The organism is uncultured Streptococcus sp., assembly GCF_963456385.1.
Classification (GTDB): Bacteria; Bacillota; Bacilli; order Lactobacillales; family Streptococcaceae; genus Streptococcus.
In genome coordinates this window covers 136,551-155,910 of sequence record NZ_CAUOLF010000002.1, presented here as the reverse complement: position 1 = coordinate 155,910, position 19,360 = coordinate 136,551, and the positions used below count along the sequence as shown (strand labels likewise).

20 protein-coding genes and 1 tRNA gene are annotated in these 19,360 nt (G+C 42.1%); 11 read left to right on the top strand and 10 right to left on the bottom strand.

The features are described from left to right. The first annotated feature begins 205 nt into the window (after positions 1 to 205). The 3 genes from rpsA to RP262_RS01615 all read left to right on the top strand — a co-directional run bounded on the left by rpsA (position 206) and on the right by RP262_RS01615 (position 2,040). Positions 206 to 1,408, top strand: a complete 1,203-nt coding sequence (gene rpsA / locus RP262_RS01625) for a 30S ribosomal protein S1 (protein ID WP_002909688.1) — start codon at positions 206 to 208, stop codon at positions 1,406 to 1,408. Positions 1,409 to 1,495: 87 nt separating this feature from the next. Next, a tRNA-Arg gene (locus tag RP262_RS01620) sits at positions 1,496 to 1,567 on the top strand. 56 nt (positions 1,568 to 1,623) lie between these two features. Continuing rightward, positions 1,624 to 2,040, top strand: a complete 417-nt coding sequence (locus RP262_RS01615; protein WP_311154080.1) for an NUDIX hydrolase — start codon at positions 1,624 to 1,626, stop codon at positions 2,038 to 2,040. 44 nt (positions 2,041 to 2,084) lie between these two features. On the opposite strand, the gene RP262_RS01610 is transcribed toward RP262_RS01615, so the two are convergent. Beyond that, positions 2,085 to 3,071 carry an L-lactate dehydrogenase gene (locus RP262_RS01610; RefSeq protein ID WP_002895436.1) on the bottom strand — a complete coding sequence of 329 codons (987 nt, stop codon included), beginning with the start codon at positions 3,069 to 3,071 and terminating at the stop codon, positions 2,085 to 2,087. A gap of 194 nt (positions 3,072 to 3,265) precedes the next feature. On the opposite strand from RP262_RS01610, the gene gyrA reads away from it, so the two are divergent. From gyrA to radC, 3 genes are all read left to right on the top strand, one after another. Next, a complete protein-coding gene (gene gyrA / locus RP262_RS01605) occupies positions 3,266 to 5,725 on the top strand; it encodes a DNA gyrase subunit A (RefSeq protein ID WP_311154079.1) in 2,460 nt (819 codons plus the stop codon). Positions 5,726 to 5,739: 14 nt separating this feature from the next. Continuing rightward, a complete protein-coding gene (locus RP262_RS01600) occupies positions 5,740 to 6,495 on the top strand; it encodes a class A sortase (RefSeq protein WP_004186825.1) in 756 nt (251 codons plus the stop codon). A gap of 120 nt (positions 6,496 to 6,615) precedes the next feature. Continuing rightward, on the top strand, positions 6,616 to 7,299 hold the full coding sequence (gene radC / locus RP262_RS01595; RefSeq protein WP_002900302.1) for a DNA repair protein RadC: 684 nt from the start codon (positions 6,616 to 6,618) through the stop codon (positions 7,297 to 7,299). Between the two features lie 69 nt (positions 7,300 to 7,368). On the opposite strand, the gene RP262_RS01590 is transcribed toward radC, so the two are convergent. From RP262_RS01590 to RP262_RS01560, 7 genes are all read right to left on the bottom strand, one after another. Beyond that, complete coding sequence (locus RP262_RS01590) at positions 7,369 to 8,061, bottom strand: gamma-glutamyl-gamma-aminobutyrate hydrolase family protein (protein WP_002900303.1); 693 nt, start codon at positions 8,059 to 8,061, stop codon at positions 7,369 to 7,371. A gap of 24 nt (positions 8,062 to 8,085) precedes the next feature. Continuing rightward, a complete protein-coding gene (locus tag RP262_RS01585) occupies positions 8,086 to 8,733 on the bottom strand; it encodes a redox-sensing transcriptional repressor Rex (protein ID WP_311154078.1) in 648 nt (215 codons plus the stop codon). Between the two features lie 123 nt (positions 8,734 to 8,856). Next, complete coding sequence (locus RP262_RS01580; protein WP_049541261.1) at positions 8,857 to 9,078, bottom strand: DUF4649 family protein; 222 nt, start codon at positions 9,076 to 9,078, stop codon at positions 8,857 to 8,859. Positions 9,079 to 9,194: 116 nt separating this feature from the next. Beyond that, positions 9,195 to 9,542, bottom strand: a complete 348-nt coding sequence (locus RP262_RS01575; protein WP_002902952.1) for a DUF1831 domain-containing protein — start codon at positions 9,540 to 9,542, stop codon at positions 9,195 to 9,197. 1 nt (position 9,543) lies between these two features. After that, positions 9,544 to 10,656: a cysteine desulfurase family protein gene (locus RP262_RS01570; RefSeq protein WP_311154077.1), complete on the bottom strand. Its 1,113-nt coding sequence runs from the start codon at positions 10,654 to 10,656 to the stop codon at positions 9,544 to 9,546. 10 nt (positions 10,657 to 10,666) lie between these two features. Beyond that, the gene (locus RP262_RS01565; protein WP_002897526.1) at positions 10,667 to 11,623 is read right to left on the bottom strand and encodes a ribose-phosphate diphosphokinase; all 957 of its coding nucleotides are present in this window, start codon (positions 11,621 to 11,623) and stop codon (positions 10,667 to 10,669) included. A 136-nt stretch (positions 11,624 to 11,759) separates the two neighbouring features. Further along, complete coding sequence (locus RP262_RS01560; RefSeq protein ID WP_311154076.1) at positions 11,760 to 12,323, bottom strand: CYTH domain-containing protein; 564 nt, start codon at positions 12,321 to 12,323, stop codon at positions 11,760 to 11,762. A gap of 95 nt (positions 12,324 to 12,418) precedes the next feature. On the opposite strand from RP262_RS01560, the gene RP262_RS01555 reads away from it, so the two are divergent. The 5 genes from RP262_RS01555 to mutY all read left to right on the top strand — a co-directional run bounded on the left by RP262_RS01555 (position 12,419) and on the right by mutY (position 17,003). Beyond that, entirely contained in the window at positions 12,419 to 13,090 is a 672-nt protein-coding gene (locus RP262_RS01555) for a GTP pyrophosphokinase family protein (RefSeq protein WP_125407102.1), read from the top strand. After that, on the top strand, positions 13,074 to 13,892 hold the full coding sequence (locus tag RP262_RS01550; RefSeq protein ID WP_284431856.1) for an NAD kinase: 819 nt from the start codon (positions 13,074 to 13,076) through the stop codon (positions 13,890 to 13,892). The genes RP262_RS01555 and RP262_RS01550 overlap by 17 nt, the downstream gene beginning before the upstream one ends. Next, a complete protein-coding gene (locus RP262_RS01545) occupies positions 13,889 to 14,776 on the top strand; it encodes an RluA family pseudouridine synthase (RefSeq protein WP_161543141.1) in 888 nt (295 codons plus the stop codon). Before RP262_RS01550 ends, RP262_RS01545 begins: the two co-directional genes overlap by 4 nt. Before the next feature lie 23 nt (positions 14,777 to 14,799). Next, positions 14,800 to 15,777: a phosphate acetyltransferase gene (pta, locus tag RP262_RS01540; RefSeq protein WP_002909705.1), complete on the top strand. Its 978-nt coding sequence runs from the start codon at positions 14,800 to 14,802 to the stop codon at positions 15,775 to 15,777. A gap of 65 nt (positions 15,778 to 15,842) precedes the next feature. Then, a complete protein-coding gene (mutY, locus tag RP262_RS01535) occupies positions 15,843 to 17,003 on the top strand; it encodes an A/G-specific adenine glycosylase (protein ID WP_311154075.1) in 1,161 nt (386 codons plus the stop codon). Between the two features lie 46 nt (positions 17,004 to 17,049). Here mutY and RP262_RS01530 read toward each other — a convergent pair whose 3' ends face one another. Continuing rightward, positions 17,050 to 17,397 carry a thiol reductase thioredoxin gene (locus tag RP262_RS01530; RefSeq protein ID WP_002897535.1) on the bottom strand — a complete coding sequence of 116 codons (348 nt, stop codon included), beginning with the start codon at positions 17,395 to 17,397 and terminating at the stop codon, positions 17,050 to 17,052. A 124-nt stretch (positions 17,398 to 17,521) separates the two neighbouring features. Continuing rightward, entirely contained in the window at positions 17,522 to 19,240 is a 1,719-nt protein-coding gene (locus tag RP262_RS01525; RefSeq protein ID WP_311154074.1) for a phospho-sugar mutase, read from the bottom strand. Positions 19,241 to 19,360: the final 120 nt, after the last annotated feature.

Sequence of the window (19,360 nt, the reverse complement as noted above, 5' to 3'; positions counted from 1 at the left end):
CTTTGACTCCCTCATGCGTTGGTTCGAATCCAGCTACCCCAGTTCTTAGGTAATAGATCTGATAAAATAATAAAATGTCTTCTGGTGTTTTATTTCTTTATAGGATGAAAATCGTTAACGATAGATCAATGTCATTTGCGGGTGCTTAGGAAAATAAATAAGTAGTATGTCAAGCGAAAGCTTGATTGTTGGAGGATTTTTTTAGATGAATGAATTTGAAGATTTGCTAAACAGTGTTAGCCAAGTTGAGCCAGGTGACGTCGTTACTGCTGAAGTATTGACTGTTGACGCTAACCAAGCTAATGTTGCAATCGCTGGAACTGGTGTTGAAGGTGTTTTGACTCTTCGTGAGTTGACAAACGACCGCGACGCTGATATCAACGACCTTGTAAAACCAGGTGAAACACTTGAATTGCTTGTTCTTCGTCAAGTAGTGGGTAAAGATACAGACACAGTAACTTACCTGGTATCTAAAAAACGTTTGGAAGCTCGCAAAGCTTGGGACAAATTGGTTGGTCGTGAAGAAGAAGTTGTCACTGTTAAGGGCACTCGTGCTGTTAAAGGTGGACTTTCAGTTGAGTTTGAAGGACTTCGTGGATTTATCCCTGCTTCAATGCTTGATACTCGTTTCGTTCGCAACACTGAGCGTTTTGTAGGTCAAGAGTTTGATGCTAAAATCAAAGAAGTAGATCCAAAAGAAAACCGCTTCATCCTTTCACGTCGTGAAGTTGTAGAAGCTGAAGCTGCAGCAGCGCGTGCTGAAGTCTTTGGTAAGTTGAATGTTGGCGATGTTGTAACTGGTAAAGTTGCTCGCATCACTAGCTTCGGTGCTTTCATCGACCTTGGCGGAGTTGACGGATTGGTTCACTTGACTGAATTGTCACATGAACGCAACGTATCACCTAAGTCTGTTGTATCAGTTGGTGATGAAATCGAAGTGAAAGTTCTTGACTTGAACGAAGAAGAAGGACGCGTGTCCCTCTCTCTTAAAGCAACAACACCTGGGCCATGGGATGGCGTTGAGCAAAAACTTGCTGCAGGCGATGTGATTGAAGGAACTGTAAAACGTTTGACTGATTTCGGTGCTTTCGTTGAAGTATTGCCAGGTATCGATGGATTGGTTCACATCTCACAAATTTCACACAAACGTGTTGAAAGCCCTAAGGATGCCCTTAAGGTTGGTCAAGAAGTAACTGTTAAGGTTCTTGAAGTGAATGCTGCTGATGAGCGTGTATCACTTTCTATCAAGGCTCTTGAAGAACGTCCAGCTCAAGAAGAAGGACAAAAAGATGAGAAACGCCAATCACGTCCTCGTCGTCCAAAACGTCAAGAAAAACGTGACTTTGAACTTCCAGAAACTCAAACTGGATTCTCAATGGCTGATTTGTTTGGCGATATTGAATTGTAATTAGTTAAAAGAAGTTGAGAAATCTCAACTTCTTTTTCTGATTTTCACTTGTATTTTCAGAGAAAATCAGTTATAATGAATTAGTTGCCACCCTTAGTGTAATGGATATCACGCAAGATTCCGGTTCTTGAGATGGGAGTTCGATTCTCTCAGGGTGGATGACTTAAAATTGGACTCTTCGGAGTCTTTTTTGCTCTTTCTTGGAGGAACATGCAATGACAGTAAAATTAATCGCCCATATCTTGATCGAGAAAGACGGGAAGTATTTGCTTATCAAACGCTCGAAAATAAAGCGAGGTCGTCCTAATGTCTATCCATATTATTGGGACATTCCTGGTGGGAGTGTAGGAGAGAATGAACTGCCTAGAGAGGCAGCTCTACGTGAGGCTATGGAGGAGGTTAATCAAAAGATTCGGATTGATAAGATTATACATGAAGATAGCCAGTTTGATTCTGAAAATAATACTGTTTTTACACGCTTAGTTTATGCAGGTAGGATTACGGAGCAGCGTGATATTATATTAGTTCCAGAAGAGCACACAGACTTTGTCTGGATTACTTCTTTAAAAGACTTAGAGAAAGAGCTCATCATACCTTATTTGATAGATATTTTTGCTGACAAATCTGTATAAAGCAACAAAAAACATCCCCTTTTATCAGGAGATGTTTTTTATAATTAGTTTTTAGATGCTTCTTGGAATTCTGGATTCTTCCATGCTTCATCAATAATTGCTTGCAATTCTTTAGCAGAAGCTTGCATTTTTTGAGTCTCAGCATCGTTCAGTGGGATGTTTACTGGACGTACGATACCGTGAGCACCAACGATAGCAGGTTGACCAATGAAGACATTTTCAACACCGTATTGTCCTTCTTGGAAGACTGATAATGGCAATACAGCATTTTCATCGTCAAGGATAGCTTTTGTGATACGAGCTAAAGCAACCGCGATACCGTAGTAAGTAGCACCTTTTTTGTTGATGATTGAGTATGCTGCGTCACGAACGGAGATGAAAAGATCAACCAAGTCTTGTTCGTTCAAGTCACGGTTAGCTTGTAACCATTGCTCCAATTTCACACCTGCAACGTTAGCGTGTGACCAAACAGCAAACTCAGAGTCACCGTGCTCACCCATGATGTAGGCATGGACAGAACGAGCATCGATACCAATCTTTTCAGCAAGAGCTTGACGGAAGCGAGCTGAGTCAAGTGAAGTACCTGAACCAATAACGCGCTCTTTAGGGAAACCAGAGAATTTCCAAGTTGAGTAAGTCAAAACGTCAACGGGGTTAGCAGCAACAAGGAAGATACCGTTAAAGCCTGATTCTACGACTTGAGTAACGATAGATTTGTTGATAGCCAAGTTTTTGCCAACAAGGTCAAGGCGAGTTTCACCTGGTTTTTGAGGTGCACCTGCAGTGATAACAACGAGGTCAGCATCCGCACAGTCTGCATAAGTAGCTGCATAGATTTTTTTAGGTGAAGTGAAAGCAAGGGCGTGGCTAAGGTCTTCAGCATCACCGACAGCCTTTTCAAATAATTGAGGGATTTCAATGATACCAAGTTCTTGAGCAATACCTTGGTTTACAAGAGCAAATGCGTAAGATGAACCTACAGCACCGTCACCAACAAGGATGACTTTTTTATGTTGTTTAGTAGCAGTCATTTCTAAACATCTCCTTATTTTTTTAGGGAATATTTCCCGTACACATTCATTCTACCACTTTTGACATATTTTGTCACGGTCAACTTGTATATCTAGTGATGTAAACGTTTTTACAAACGGTTCAAAATACTGAAAAATTAAAGAAAATGTGGTATAATAAAGGGTAGTTTAATATGAAAGAAAGGCATTTTTTAATGCAAGACAGAAACTTAGTAAATGTTAATCTGACTAGTGAAATGAAGACTAGTTTCATTGATTACGCGATGAGCGTTATCGTGGCTCGGGCACTTCCAGATGTTCGTGATGGTCTAAAGCCCGTTCACCGTCGGATTCTCTATGGTATGAATGAGCTGGGCGTGACACCTGAGAAGCCTCACAAGAAATCAGCTCGTATCACAGGGGATGTCATGGGTAAGTATCACCCGCATGGTGACTCTTCTATTTATGAAGCGATGGTGCGGATGGCTCAATGGTGGAGCTATCGCTATATGCTCGTAGATGGCCATGGGAACTTCGGTTCTATGGACGGAGATGGGGCTGCTGCTCAACGTTATACAGAAGCACGTATGAGCAAGATTGCTCTGGAGATGCTTCGTGATATTAATAAAAACACTGTTGATTATATTGACAACTATGATGCTAGCGAGAGAGAGCCCGTAGTTCTTCCTGCTCGCTTCCCTAACTTGCTTGTAAACGGTGCGACAGGGATTGCGGTTGGGATGGCGACAAATATTCCACCTCATAATCTTGGTGAGTCTATTGATGCAGTTAAGCTTGTCATGGACAATCCAGAGGCAACAACTCGCGATATCATGGAAGTCCTGCCTGGACCAGATTTTCCGACAGGAGCACTGGTTATGGGCAAGTCCGGTATTCACCGGGCTTATGAAACTGGAAAGGGTTCGATTGTTCTTCGTTCTCGCACTGAAATTGAAGAGATGAAAAATGGCCGAGAGCGAATTGTCGTAACCGAGTTTCCATACATGGTTAATAAGACTAAGGTCCATGAGCATATTGTTCGCCTAGTGCAGGAAAAACGCATTGACGGTATCACAGCTGTTCGTGATGAGTCCAACCGTGAAGGGGTCCGTTTTGTCATTGAGGTTCGTCGTGATGCCTCTGCACATGTCATTCTAAATAACCTTTTCAAGCTGACTCAGATGCAGACCAATTTCAGCTTCAATATGCTAGCTATTCAAAATGGTGTGCCTAAGATTCTGTCTCTTCGTGAGATTTTGTTATCCTACATTGAACACCAAAAAGAAGTGGTGACTCGACGGACGGCCTTTGATAAAGAAAAGGCGGAAGCGCGAGCTCACATCTTGGCTGGTTTGCTGATTGCGTTGGATCACATTGATGAAGTGATTCGCATTATCCGTAATAGCGAGACGGACGCAGAAGCCCAAGCTGAATTGATGGCTAAGTTTGAGCTGTCTGAGCGCCAGAGTCAGGCTATCCTCGATATGCGTCTGCGTCGTCTGACTGGTTTGGAACGTGATAAGATTCAGTCAGAGTATGACGAGCTGATTGCCTTGATTGCAGACTTGGCTGATATTTTGGCTAAGCCAGAGCGCGTTATCGCTATTATCAAGGAAGAGTTAGACGAGGTCAAACGTAAATTTGCGGATGACCGCCGAACTGAGCTGATGGTTGGAGAAGTTCTTTCTCTTGAAGATGAAGATTTGATTGAGGAAGCGGATGTTTTGATTACCCTGTCTAATAAAGGCTATATCAAACGTCTGAATCAGGCTGAATTCACTGCTCAAAAACGTGGTGGCCGCGGTGTTCAAGGAACTGGTGTCAAAGACGATGACTTCGTCAAAGAGCTTGTTTCAACGAGTACCCACGATAGACTGCTCTTCTTTACAAATAAAGGCCGAGTCTATCGTCTCAAAGGATATGAAATCCCTGAGTATGGTCGGACAGCCAAGGGCTTGCCAGTAGTCAATCTCTTGAAACTGGATGAAGGAGAGACTATTCAGACTATTATTAATGTCCAGCAAGACCGCAGTGATGATTCTTATCTCTTCTTTACTACCCGTCATGGGGTGGTCAAACGGACCAGTGTGACAGAATTTGCTAATATTCGTCAGAACGGTCTCAAGGCTTTGAATTTGAAGGATGAAGACGAGTTAATCAATGTCTTTCTGACGGACGGTGCTGCAGACGTTATCATTGGTACTAAGTTTGGTTATTCTGTCCGCTTCAATGAGACAGCTGTCCGGAGCATGAGCCGTATAGCGACTGGTGTTCGCGGAGTCAATCTTCGAGAGGGTGACCAGGTCGTTGGAGCTGGAGTGATTTCCGAGGGAGACGAAGTGCTTGTCATCACCGAAAAAGGCTATGGTAAGCGAACTCTTGCTAGTGAGTATCCAACCAAGGGCCGTGGTGGTAAAGGGATTAAAACAGCCAATATCACTGATAAGAACGGACCTCTTGCTGGTCTGATGACTGTTACTGGCGAGGAAGATTTGATGATTATCACTAATACAGGTGTCATCATTCGGACAAGTGTGGCGAATATTTCTCAGACAGGCCGCTCAACCATGGGAGTTAAGGTCATGCGTCTGGACCAAAATGCACAGATTGTCACCTTTACAAGCGTCGAAGCAGACGATAAAGAAGATGTAGCAGAGGAAGAAAACGAATCGTAAAAGAGGACCTCTATATGGTACAAGGAAAAAGAAGTCGAAAAAGAAAACAAAAAAGCAAAAGAAATATTTTTATCAATATTGTTGCGTCATTATTAATTATTGTGGCTCTTGGCTTAATCTTTAATGCGCAAATTCGAAACATGATTATGGTTTGGCATACCAACCAATATCAGGTCAGCAAGGTTTCCAAAGACTCTATTAATAAAAATAAAAATGCTGAGACTAGCTTTGATTTTAATAAGGTAGAGTCGCTTTCTACAGAAGCAGTTATCAATGCTCAGTGGAAAGCTCAGCAACTGCCTGTTATCGGAGGCATCTCTATTCCAGAAGTATCCATGAATTTGCCAATCTTCAAAGGACTGGATAATGCTGGATTGTATTATGGTGCTGGTACGATGAAAGAGACCCAGCAGATGGGGCAGGGGAATTATGCCTTGGCTAGCCACCATGTCTTTGGCATCACAGGGGCTAGCAACATGCTCTTTTCCCCACTGGATCGTGCTAAGGCTGGCATGAAGATCTATATCACTGATAAAGAGCATGTCTATACTTATGTAATCACTAGTGTTGAAACGGTAACTCCAGATCGAACGGATTTGATTGAGGATACCGAAGGCGTTACAGAGATTACTTTGGTTACTTGTGAGGATGCTGCGGCAACCAATCGAACGATTGTCAAGGGAACCTTAGAAGGCTCTGTCGAGTATGACAAGGCTCCTAAGGAAGTTCTTGAATCTTTCAGTAAGTCCTATAATCAAATGCAGATTTAAAGGCGAAAACTAAAAAAATTCACTCCAAAGGTTAGGAAGAACTCTAATTTTTGGAGTTTTTTTATATCAATTCTTGCTGATTTTGACTCTTTTTCCGAATAATAAGGTAAGGAGGTTTCTATGTATAGCATTTCATTTCAAGATGATATTAGCATGATGCCACGGGAGCGTTTGATGAGAGAAGGGGCTGAAAAACTCAGTAACCAAGAGCTTCTATCAATTTTCCTCAGGACAGGTAACAAAAAAGAAACTGTTTTTCAAGTTTCTCAAAGAATTTTATCATCAATTTCCAGTTTGAACGATCTCAAGTATTTAACTTTGCAGGAATTGCAGACTATTTCTGGAATCGGTCCGATTAAGGCTGTGGAGCTACAGGCCATTATCGAATTAGGTCGTCGGATTAATCGAGCAGAGGTTCTGCAGAAAGAACAGATTATGGGCAGTCAAAAATTAGCCCAGAAGATGCAGCAGGAATTGGGAGATATGAGGCAGGAGTGCTTGGTTGCTATTTATCTTAATAGTCAAAATCAAATTCTGCACCAGCAGACTATTTTTATGGGGACTGTCAGCAGAAGCATTGCTGAGCCGAGAGAAATTCTCCACTACGCTCTTAAGCATCTGGCGACATCTATCATACTGGTACACAATCATCCATCAGGTTCAGTCGTTCCTAGTAGAAACGACGATGAGGTGACCCAGCATATGAAAGAAGCATGTGAGATGATGGGCTTGGTCCTTTTGGATCATTTGATTGTGTCCAAGTCCAACTACTATAGCTATCGAGAGGAGACAGATATGATATAATTTGGTTTACTTGAATATAAAAAAACTTCTATTCGTGTAGAACAGAAGTTTATCTAGGAATAGAGGTTTTTAAAGAATATTGACAACATAATCAAACAGAGCTAGGTCTCCTTCTCTGGAGCCAAACAAGAACTCTGGGTGCCATTGGACACCAAGGAATGGACTGCCGTCAGTAGAAGTTATTGCTTCAATAATTTTATCTCTAGGATCATAGGCAATGACTTCTAGGCCAGCCGCTAAATCCTTGATACTCTGATGGTGGAAGGAGTTGATTTCAGATGCTGGTCCATAGATTTCGTGCAGAATAGAACCGTTCTTGGTCACCATGCTTTGAGTCGTGTACTCAGCAGAGCTATCTTGCCAATGATCTTCAATATCTTGATGAAGAGTACCTCCTAGGGCTACATTATAAAGTTGGGTTCCGCGGCAGACGGTGAAAATTGGTTTATTTTGACGGCGAGCTTCTTTGATTAAAGCTAATTCAAAAATATCCCGTTTGAGTAGATAATCATCGCTGTCAATGGTTTTCTCTTCACCATAGAATTGAGGGCATACATTCTGACCGCCTGTGATGATTAATTTGTCGACAATGGAAACATACTGTTTAGCCATTTCTTCATCACCGATTGGCAAAATCATTGGAATTCCGCCAACTTCTTTAACTCCCTCAACGAATCCTGTCGCCGTATAGCTCATATGGATGAAGTGATCGTCTGGAATTTCTCTTTCATTTCCGGTTATTCCAATGATAGGTTTACTCATAGAGTGTTTAATACCTCTTTCAAATTAATAATCATTTTTTCTCATGAAGTAGAGCAGCGTCTGCAGTTCGCTAGTCAGGTCAACATACTGAACGACCACATCCTTAGGCAGGGATAGGTTTACAGGTGAGAAACAGAGAATGCCCTTGACACCAGCCTGAACTAAGATAGATGCGACTTCTTGAGCTTTCACGCTAGGTACAGTTAGGATGGCAGTTTGCACATTTCCTGACTGTATTTTTTCTTTAATTTGGGAAATTCCATAGATAGGAATCCCATCGCTGGTTGTGCTGCCAACTTCTGGATGGTCATCTATGTCAAAAGCCATTACAACCTTCATTTTATTGCGCTCATGAAAACGATAGTGCAACAGAGCCCGCCCCATATTACCAACACCAACAATCATGACATTGGTAATAGCATTGTCGTTCAAGAGATTAGCAAAAAAGTTCATCAATTTCTTGACATCATAACCAAATCCTCTGCGTCCAAGTTCACCGAAATAAGAAAAATCTCGTCTGACAGTAGCAGAGTCAATACCAATGGCTTCTGCAATTTGCTTGGAGTTTGCTTTTTCAATCTTCTCAGCATTAAACCGTTTAAAAATACGATAGTAGAGCGATAGCCTTTTAGCAGTAGCTCGGGGAATTGTAGTATTTTTTTCAGTTTTCACAAAATCACAACCTTTCTAATTCTATTTTATAGGAAGTTTGTGAAAAAATCAACTAATTAAGAGTGTTTGATTCATTAAAAAAGAAAAGAGTGGAAGTTTTGGTTATGTTGTAACTGCGAAGGATTAGTCCTGGTAGGGAGTCAAGTCTAACTGGTACATCTGGCGGTATAAGTCGCCGATTAACCCTGTAAATGGCAGCTGGTGTCCATTATAAGTGATGGAAAGTACTTTGAGAGAGTCAGGAACTGTGACGCAGCCAGAGAAGGCGAGAAGAAATTCGTCGAAGTCTTCATAGGTAAGTGTCCGTTTCACCTTATATGAGTCCAAATAGGTCAGTTCAACCATTGTTAATCCTTTCTTTGGGTTCGGTTGATCTTTTCTTCAAGTGTTCTAAGTAGAAGTCAAGCTCGTTTAAATTTTGAAGTGTCAAAACCAAAAAAGCAAAATTGCGAGAATCTTGCTTATTGTGGTGTCTTTTCAAAAATATTTCTTTCAACCAAGCTATCCATCAAGAAATAAAATTTTTGCTGGATAATGTGATGGTCTTCTGATTTGAAAATATTGACCAAGCGCAGGCCTGATTTGTCAGTGATATTGATTTTGAAACCATTCAAATCTTTATTGACGATGATTTTCAGCAGAAAACCATTTCCGCTGTTGGGGACAGATTCCAGCAGACGAGAGAGTTCATAGTTGCCAACCTTACTTTCCGCGAAAGTATTGTCGCGCAAGGTAAATTTCTTGACATTTGGGTGAAGTGAATAGGTATATTCACAGTTTGCTAAGCTAACAGATGTTTGAAAGGCCATCTTATCCTCCTAAAATTTCTTTTAATTTCTTTGTAAATGATTGAATATCTTGCAGAGTCGTCTGGTCCGAAGTACTGATCCGAATGGACTCATGCAAGCGGTCGGAATCCTTGCCATACATAGCCTGCAGGACATGACTGGGTTGTATAGCTCCGGCTGTGCACGCTGAGCCTGTTGAAATGGAAAATCCGTTTAAATCCATTTGAAGTAGAAGTAGATCATTCTTCTGATTGGAAAATCCCAAATTGATGACGTAAGGCAAGCTGGGCTGACTTTCATTTAAGTAAAAGTCAATGTCCGATAAGTCAGCAAGTAAGCTGTCTTTTAAGTCTTGCGCATGCGCTAGTTTTTCCTCAAGATGTTCCGTGCTATCTGACAGAGCCGCAGCCATACCTGTGATAGAGATTAGATTTTCAGTTCCGGCCCGGTGTTTTTCTTCCTGGTCGCCACCGTGCATGAAATTGTCAAAATCCATCTTCTTGGCATAAAGGAATCCAACGCCTTTGGGACCATGAAATTTATGCGCTGAAGCAGATAGAAAGTCAATCCCTAGCTCTTCAGGGTAGATGGGAAGTTTACCAATTGCTTGGACAGCATCAACGTGAAAAACAGCAGGATGTTCTTGCAGTAATTCACCAATTTCCTTAATGGGGAGCATGGCACCCGTCTCGTTATTAACCGCCATGACGGACACAAGAATAGTATCAGGCCTAAGAGCCTTCTTAATATCCTCCGCTCGAATCTGACCATCCACCGGCTGAACAAAAGTAGCTTCGAAGCCGAATTTATCAACTAAGTATTCTACCACTTCTAAGACAGCATGGTGTTCAATAGCAGTGGTCACAATATGCTTTCCTCGGTTCTGGTGACGAAGGGCATAGCCTTTGATAGCAGTATTATTGCTTTCAGTGCCGCCTGAAGTAAAAAGAATCTTATTGCTTTGAGTATGCAGGGCTTGAGCAATATCTTCACGCGCCTGCCTAAGGAGTTTACTAGCTTCTCGACCATGGCTATGCGTACTGGAAGGATTTCCGAAGACAGTCATAGTTTTGGTCATTGCTTGGATTGCAGCAGGCGACAAAGCAGTTGTAGCGGCATTATCTAAATAAATCACTCCGGTTACCTTATTTCTTTTGATAGGCAAAGAGTGGGCTGACTGGTTTTCTTTCTTGGATGCGGACAATGGCATCACCAATCAGTTCACTTGCTGTAATGTAGTGGAGATTCTTAGGTGTTTTTTCTTTGGTATCAACAGAGTCAGTTACAAGAATTTCCCTGATAGGAGAATTATCTAGCAATTCCGCAGCTTTATCCGCAAAGAGACCATGACTGGATACAGCATAGATTTCGACTGCGCCTTCGCGACAGACAATTTTAGCTGCTTCAGAGAAAGTCCGACCGGTATTTAAAATGTCGTCAATCAGAATAGCTTTCTTGCCCTCGACATCTCCAATGATATATCCCTCAGAGCGACCCGCCTCATCTTCGCCATAATCAATGATAGCGATAGGAGCATCCAGATATTCAGCCAGATTGCGGGCGCGTTTTACACCAGAGTTTTTAGGGCTGACGACAACGACATCATCGCCAGTAAGCCCCATGTTGCAGTAGTGTTTGGCAAAGAGTGGGATAGTGAAGAGGTTATCAACTGGGATATCAAAGAATCCTTGGACCTGCACGGCATGAAGATCCAGAGAAATCACACGATCTACTCCAGCTCCGACAAGCATGTTGGCAACCAGTTTAGCTGTGATTGGCTCGCGAGGGGCAGCAGTCCGATCCTGACGGGCATAACCAAAATAAGGCATCACAACATTAATCGTGTTGGCACTTGCACGCTTGCAGGCATCCACCATAATCAAGAGTTCCATCAAGTGATTATTGACAGGGAAGCTAGTAGACTGAATGATGTATATATCATAGCCACGGACACTTTCTTCAATGTTAATCTGAATCTCGCCGTCCGAGAATTGGCGGGAGGAAAGTTTTCCCAAAGGAACCCCAGCAGCCTCAGCGATTTTTTCAGCTATGGAATGATTGGAGTTGAGGGAAAAAAGCTTCATATTTTTTTTATCTGACATGAGTTGGACCGTCCTCTTTTTGTGTCATTTCTATAATCTAATGCTCCATGAAATTTAGATTTCAATAGTCTTTAGATTGCTACCTTTTATTTTACCAAAAAAATTAGATTATTTCAGCTATTTTGTGGTCGTTGATTTACAAGTTTTCAGAAAATCTTGCTATCTTGCTCTTACTAGGTTTGTAGTCGATGCAGTGCTGTTTTAGGAAGTTGAGGAAATTTTCTTTTCCTTTTTCGAAATCTTCAACTTCGACTTCGAGTTCGAAGTCTGTTTTGCCCAAGTAGTGACTCTCATCCAGAGCAAGCAGACCGATTTCGTCTTCTTTTTCATAGCGGATAGTCTCTAGAGAGCCAAGAATCTTCAAGTCTTGGATAGGAATTTCTTTTTGAAGCAGTGTTTCTAAAATCTCTCCCGTAGGAAATTCATTGTTCTGCAAAATGTTTTTGGTTTCTTCTGGTGTCAAATTCTGATTGAGTTCTAAGGATCCGACTTCTTGAGGAATCTTGAGCGTCAGCTCAGCTTCGCGATGGTTAAAAGTTCGTACTCGAAAAGCCATGTGGGCGTGTCGGATACTCTGCTGGTCTGACTCGATGTAGTGGTTGGTCTGGCTAATAGGCGAAATATCAGCAAATAATTGGAGCAGACGGTCGTGCTCTTCCTTGGTCAGCATGGTTTTGAATTCAATTTCTAAGTGATTCATTTTCATATCCTTTTCTTTTTTTTGAAAGCGATTTATGTTATAATAACAGTTGTGTTTATTTTATACAAAAAATAATGATATGACAAGGTAAGTGTATGACAATAGAATGGGAAGAGTTTTTAGACCCCTATATTCAAGCTGTTGGAGAGCTGAAAATTAAGTTGCGTGGAGTGCGAAAGCAATACCGCAAGCAGCAACGTCATTCTCCGATTGAGTTTGTGACCGGACGTGTCAAGCCGATTGAGAGCATTAAAGAAAAGATGGTTCTGCGAGGTATTCGCGAGGAAAATATCGAGCAGGAGATGCAGGATATCGCTGGCTTACGGGTCATGGTCCAGTTTGTCGATGATGTGGATGAAGTTTTAGAAGTCCTGCGAAACAGGACAGATATGCGCATTGTTCAGGAGCGGGATTATATTAAAAACAAAAAAGCCAGTGGCTATCGGAGCTATCATGTGATTATAGAGTATCCGGTCGATACAATTAATGGTCATAGGCTTATTCTGGCTGAAATTCAGATTCGCACACTTTCGATGAATTTTTGGGCTACGATTGAGCATTCTTTGAATTACAAGTATAAAGGAGAATTTCCCGAGGAAATCAAATGCCGCTTGGAAACGACAGCTAATCTTGCCTATCAGCTGGATGAGGAGATGGGAGAAATCCGTGATGCTATCCAGGAGGCGCAGGCTCTCTTTGATCCTCTTCACCGCAAGTTAAATGACGGTGTGGGAAATAGTGATGATACAGATGAAGAATACAGATAAAAAAATAGCGATTATCCGCAATCGGAAAAGACAGAGTGAACAAGTCTATCAGGATTTGAAGCAGAAGCTGAAACAGAACGGCTTTATTTTAACTCCTAAGAATCCCGACATTGTGATTTCGGTGGGTGGTGACGGCATGTTGCTGTCGGCTTTTCATATGTATGAAGAACAGCTGGATCGGGTCCGCTTTGTCGGTGTGCATACAGGGCATCTCGGCTTTTATACAGACTATCGTGATTTTGAACTAGATAAGCTGGTAGAAAATCTCAAATTAGATACTGGTGCTCAGGTTTCTTATCCAATTTTAAATGTAAAAATCACTTTTGAAAATGGTGATACACGCACTATTCGTGCTTTGAACGAAGCAACAATCAAGCGTTCGGATCGGACTATGGTAGCTGATGTCATTATCAATCGGGTTCATTTCGAGCGTTTCCGAGGAGATGGGATTTCCGTCTCTACTCCGACGGGCAGTACTGCCTATAACAAATCTCTAGGTGGAGCGGTATTGCATCCGACAATCGAAGCCTTGCAGGTGACAGAAATTGCCAGTCTCAACAATCGGGTTTATCGGACATTGGGTTCGTCTGTCATTGTTCCCAAAAAGGATAAGATTGAGCTGGTACCGACCCGCAGTGACTATCACACTATTGCGGTTGATAATCAGACTTTCTCTTTCAAAAACATCGTCCGTATTGAGTATCAGATTGACAATCACAAGATACATTTTGTGGCTTCACCAAGCCATACCAGCTTTTGGAATCGTGTCAGAGACTCCTTTATTGGAGAGTGCCAGGAATGAGGTTTGAGTTTATTGCTGATGAGCATGTCAAGGTAAAGACCTTTTTGAAGCGACATGAAATTTCCAAAGGCCTCTTGGCTAAGATAAAATTTTCCGGCGGAAACATTCTTGTCAACCATCAGCCTCAGAATGCTATTTATCTCTTGGATGTTGGCGATAAAGTGACGATTGACATCCCTTCTGAAAAAGGATTTGAGAGTCTGAAAGCTGTTGATAAGGACTTGTCTGTCGTCTATGAGGATGAGCATTTCATGGTTTTAGATAAGCCGGCAGGAGTGGCCAGTATTCCCAGTGTCAATCATTCCAATACTATGGCAAATTTCGTCAAGGCTTACTATATTCGTCAGGGCTATGAAAACCAGCAGGTGCATATCGTGACTCGCCTGGATAAGGATACAAGCGGTCTCATGCTTTTCGCTAAGCATGGTTATGCTCACGCCAGGTTGGACAAGCAGCTGCAGAAGAAGCTGATAGAAAAGCGCTATTACGCTCTGATTCAGGGGACAGGTGACTTAGAAGAGCAAGGTGAGATTATTGCTCCGATTGGGCGGAATCCTAAAAGTATCATTACGAGGCGCGTGACAGAGGATGGTAAGTACGCCCATACCAGTTATAAGATTATAGAGCAGTTCGGAGATGTCTATCTGGTCGATATCCATCTGCATACTGGGCGGACTCATCAAATTCGCGTTCATTTTTCACACATTGGCTTTCCGCTTTTGGGTGACGACCTTTATGGTGGGAGTTTGGAACACGGAATAGAGCGTCAGGCTTTACATTGTCATTCTTTGAAATTTTATAATCCTTTTAGTGGTCAGGAAGTTGAGCGTGCCAGTCCTTTGCCAGAAGATTTTAAACAAGTTATTGAGAAATTAAAAGAATAAGAGATAAAGGAGTTTTAAGAAACATGAAAATTTTTGATTCAATTCGTGAAGCCTTGAAAGATAAGGAAGTAAAGATCGTCTTGCCAGAGGGTGAAGAGCCACGGATTTTGCAAGCAACTAAACGTTTGGTGAAAGAAACTGATATTACACCAGTTCTTTTGGGTAATCCTGATAAAATCCGTATTTATCTAGAAATTGAGGGAGTAAAAGAAGGATATCAGGTTATTGATCCTTCAAACTGTTCTTGCTTTGAGGAATTGGTAGAAGCATTCGTTGAGCGTCGTAAAGGGAAAATCACTGCGGATGAAGCACGTCAGTTGCTCAAAGAAGATGTCAACTACTTTGGGGTTATGTTGGTTTATCTTGGTAAGGTTCAAGGGATGGTGTCTGGCGCGATTCACTCCACAGCAGCGACTGTTCGGCCGGCTCTTCAAATCATCAAGACCCTGCCTTGGGTTTCTCGTACTTCAGGGGCCTTCCTCATGGTGCGTGATGATGAACGCTACATTTTCAGTGACTGTGCCATTAATATCGATCCAGACGCCAATATTTTGGCGGAGATTGCTGTTAACTCAGCTTTGACAGCACAAATTTTCGGTATCGATCCAAAAGTTGCTATGCTCAGCTATTCGACCAAGGGCTCTGGTTTCGGTGAAAAGGTTGATAAGGTAGTGGAGGCAACTAAGCTAGCTCGGGAAATGCGTCCAGACTTGGTTATCGATGGTGAATTGCAGTTTGATGCAGCTTTCGTTCCTGCAACAGCAGAGCTGAAAGCACCTGGCAGCCCGGTGGCTGGTCAAGCGACTGTCTTTGTCTTTCCAAGTATCGAAGCTGGAAATATCAGCTACAAAATGGCAGAGCGTTTGGGTGGCTTTTCAGCGGTAGGTCCTATCCTGCAAGGACTAAACCACCCAGTTAATGACCTTTCTCGAGGCTGTAATGCGGATGACGTATACAAGCTGACTTTGATTACAGCCAGTCAGGCAGTAGGTCATTATTAAACGATTGAAAGCGATTGGAGGGCGTAAGCTCTCCTATTTTTCTTGCCTTATGCTATACTAGATTTATGTTAGATTTGAAAGAATACGGAATTGAGATGTGGGAGGCAAATAAAATCGCCTCTTTTCGCGAGAAATTATTAACTTGGTATGATGAAAACAAACGTGACCTGCCTTGGCGCAGAACAAATAATCCTTATCATATCTGGGTTTCTGAGATTATGCTGCAGCAGACTAGAGTTGATACGGTGATTCCTTACTATGAGCGTTTTCTTGACTGGTTTCCGACTGTAGCTGATTTAGCGAAGGCACCAGAGGATAGACTGCTCAAGGCTTGGGAAGGGTTGGGTTATTATTCTCGGGTGAGAAATATGCAAAAAGCAGCCCAGCAGATAACGACGGATTTTGCTGGAAAATTTCCTGATAGCTATGAAGTAATTGCTAGTCTCAAAGGGATTGGACCTTATACAGCTGGTGCCATTGCTAGTATTGCATTTGGACTAGCTGAGCCTGCGGTAGATGGCAATGTCATGCGGGTGTTGAGTCGATTATTTGAAGTTGATTTAGATATTGGCCAACCTAGCAATCGTAAGGTCTTTCAGGCTATGATGGAGATTCTGATTGATCCAGATAGACCTGGAGATTTTAATCAAGCGCTGATGGATTTAGGATCAGATATTGAAGCTCCTGTTAACCCTCATCCGGAAGACAGTCCTGTAAAAGAGTTCAGCGCAGCCTATTTACACGGAACAATGGATAAATATCCAATTAAAGCCCCTAAAAAGAAGCCAGTTCCAGTCTATCTGCAAGGCTTGATTATCGAAAACGAACAGGGACAATTCTTGCTTGAAAAGAATGAGGCTGCTGGCTTGTTATCAGGTTTTTGGCATTTTCCCTTGATTGAAATCGAGGAATTTCAAACTGAAAATCAGATGTCCCTCTTTGAGGTGGCAGAAAATCAGTCAAGTCTGGATTTATCTCCTCAAGAAAGCTTTGAGCAGGATTATGATTTGATTGTTGATTGGCAGCAGCAGTCCTTTTCAAAAGTGAAACATGTTTTCAGCCATCGTAAGTGGCATATTCAGCTGGTTTATGGCCGAGTTAAAGATAGTCAGCACGCAGCTGAGGGAGAGGTCTTGTGGCTTCATCCAGAAGACTTTGGCAATTACCCCTTTGCCAAAGCCCAGCAGAAGATGTGGGAGGCTTTTCAGGAAGCTAGAAATAAATAAAAAAATCTGAGACTCGCGAGTCTCAGATTTTTGAGTTGAATCAATTTTATAAGTTTGCAAAAGCTTTAATTTCATCTGCAGTCATAGAAGAATCACAACGAACAGATACTTGGCCGTCTTGAACATGAACAAAACCAGGAACTGTCGGAATGCTGTATTCAGAGCGGAAGGCTTGCAGTTTCTCTAATTCGCTAGCTTCTTCGCTATTGATAAAGAAAATATACGCCTTGGTATCAGCGACCACGCCAGCAAGAGTAGCAGCGAATTTACGACAGTAAGGGCAAGTTTTGCGACCGACGAAGAAAGTTGCTGTCTCTTTGTCAGCAATTGCTTGACGAGCACGATCAACAGTTGTGACTTCTAAGTCTTTAATATTTTGAGCAAATTGTTCCATAAATAATCCTCATTTCTTTTGATAAAACTAGTATGCCATAAAAAGCAGAAAAATGCTTGATTTGGAAACGAAAAACCAGAGAATGTGAAATTCATCCTCTGGTTGATTGGTTGATAGTGTTATTTTACTTGATAAAAGCATTAATCTCTGCTTCAATAGCAGCAATTTTTGATTGAGCGTCTTCATTGCTGTCACCGACAACGGCAATATAGAACTTGATTTTTGGTTCTGTTCCAGATGGACGGACAGCAATCCATGAGCCATCAGCCAAAGTGTATTTCAGCACATCGCTTGGAGGAGTTGTCAGAGCTGTAACAGTACCGTCTGCGGCGGTAGAAGTCTGCGCCTTAAAGTCTTCTGTAACAGAAATAGCAGTAGCGTTGAATTCTTTCGGAGCATTGTCACGGAACTTAGCCATGATAGCCTTGATTTGCTCAGCTCCATCAACACCAGACAAGGTCACAGAGATAGTCTTTTCAGCAAAGTAACCATATTCTTTGTAGATTTCTTCAATACCGTCAGCCAGGGTCAAGCCACGTGAGCGGTAGTAGGCAGCTAGCTCAGCCACAACCAAAACAGCTTGGATAGCATCTTTATCACGTACAAATGGCTTAATCAGATAGCCGAAGCTTTCTTCAAATCCCATCATGTAGGTGTGGTTGTGCTTTTCTTCGAATTCTTGAATCTTTTCAGCGATGAATTTGAAACCAGTCAAGACATTGAACATGGTTGCACCGTAGCTTTCAGCAATCTTAGTCACCAAGTCAGTAGAAACGATAGACTTGCAGAGAGCTGCGTTAGCTGGCAGAGTTCCAGCACTCTTATGAGCTTCCAAGATGTACTTAGCCATGATAGCTCCGATTTGGTTACCAGAAAGGTTGAGGTAGCTGCCGTCTTTTTGCAGAACTTCTACACCGACACGGTCAGCATCTGGGTCTGTTGCGACCAAGACATCTGCACCAACCTTGCGACCTAATTCCTCCGCTAAAGCAAAAGCTGCTTGGCTTTCAGGGTTTGGAGACTTAACAGTAGAGAAGTCAGGATCAGCTACAGCTTGAGCTTCAACAACTTCTACAGAATCAAATCCAGCTTGAGCCAAAGCGCGACGAGCCAGCATTTCACCAGTACCGTGCAATGGAGTATAGACAATTTTCATGTCCTTGCCGTATTCATCAATCAGTTTTTGGTTGATATTGACATCTTTAACTTCCTTGAGGTATTCAGCATCAATAGCATCGCCAATCACTTCAATCAAGCCAGAAGCTTTTTCAGCTTCAACATCAGCGACCTCAATAGCAAAAGGATTTTCAATCGCACGGATGTAGTCAGTCAATGCATCTGCATCATGCGGAGGCATTTGCCCGCCGTCTTCACCATATACTTTATAGCCGTTAAATGGAGCAGGGTTGTGGCTGGCTGTAATCATGATACCAGCAAACGTTCCTAAATGACGTACCGCAAATGAAAGTTCTGGAGTTGGGCGCAGACTTTCAAAAACATAGGATTTGATGCCGTGTTTAGCTAAAACAGCAGCAGATTCAAAGGCAAATTCTGGTGAGAAATGACGGGAGTCGTAAGCAATTGCAACACCGCGTTTTTTGAACTCATCACCTTTTTCTTCAATCAAGCGAGCCAAACCTTCGGTTGCCTGACGGACAACATAAATATTAATACGGTTGGTACCAGCGCCAATCAAACCACGCATACCAGCAGTACCAAACTCAAGATTGGTGTAAAAGGCATCTTCCTTAGTTTTTTCGTCCATACTATTCAAGTCTTGGCGAAGATAGTCAGGAAGTTCAGCATAATCAAGCCATTTTTTGAAGTTATCTTGATAAGTCATAGGTGGAGTCTCCTTTATTTTTGAAATGAAGAGTTGGAAATTTTAGTAAAAAATCCTGCTCTTAAATTTTCTTAATCGCTTACATTGTAGCATATTTTCATTAATTTTGAAAGAGGTTAC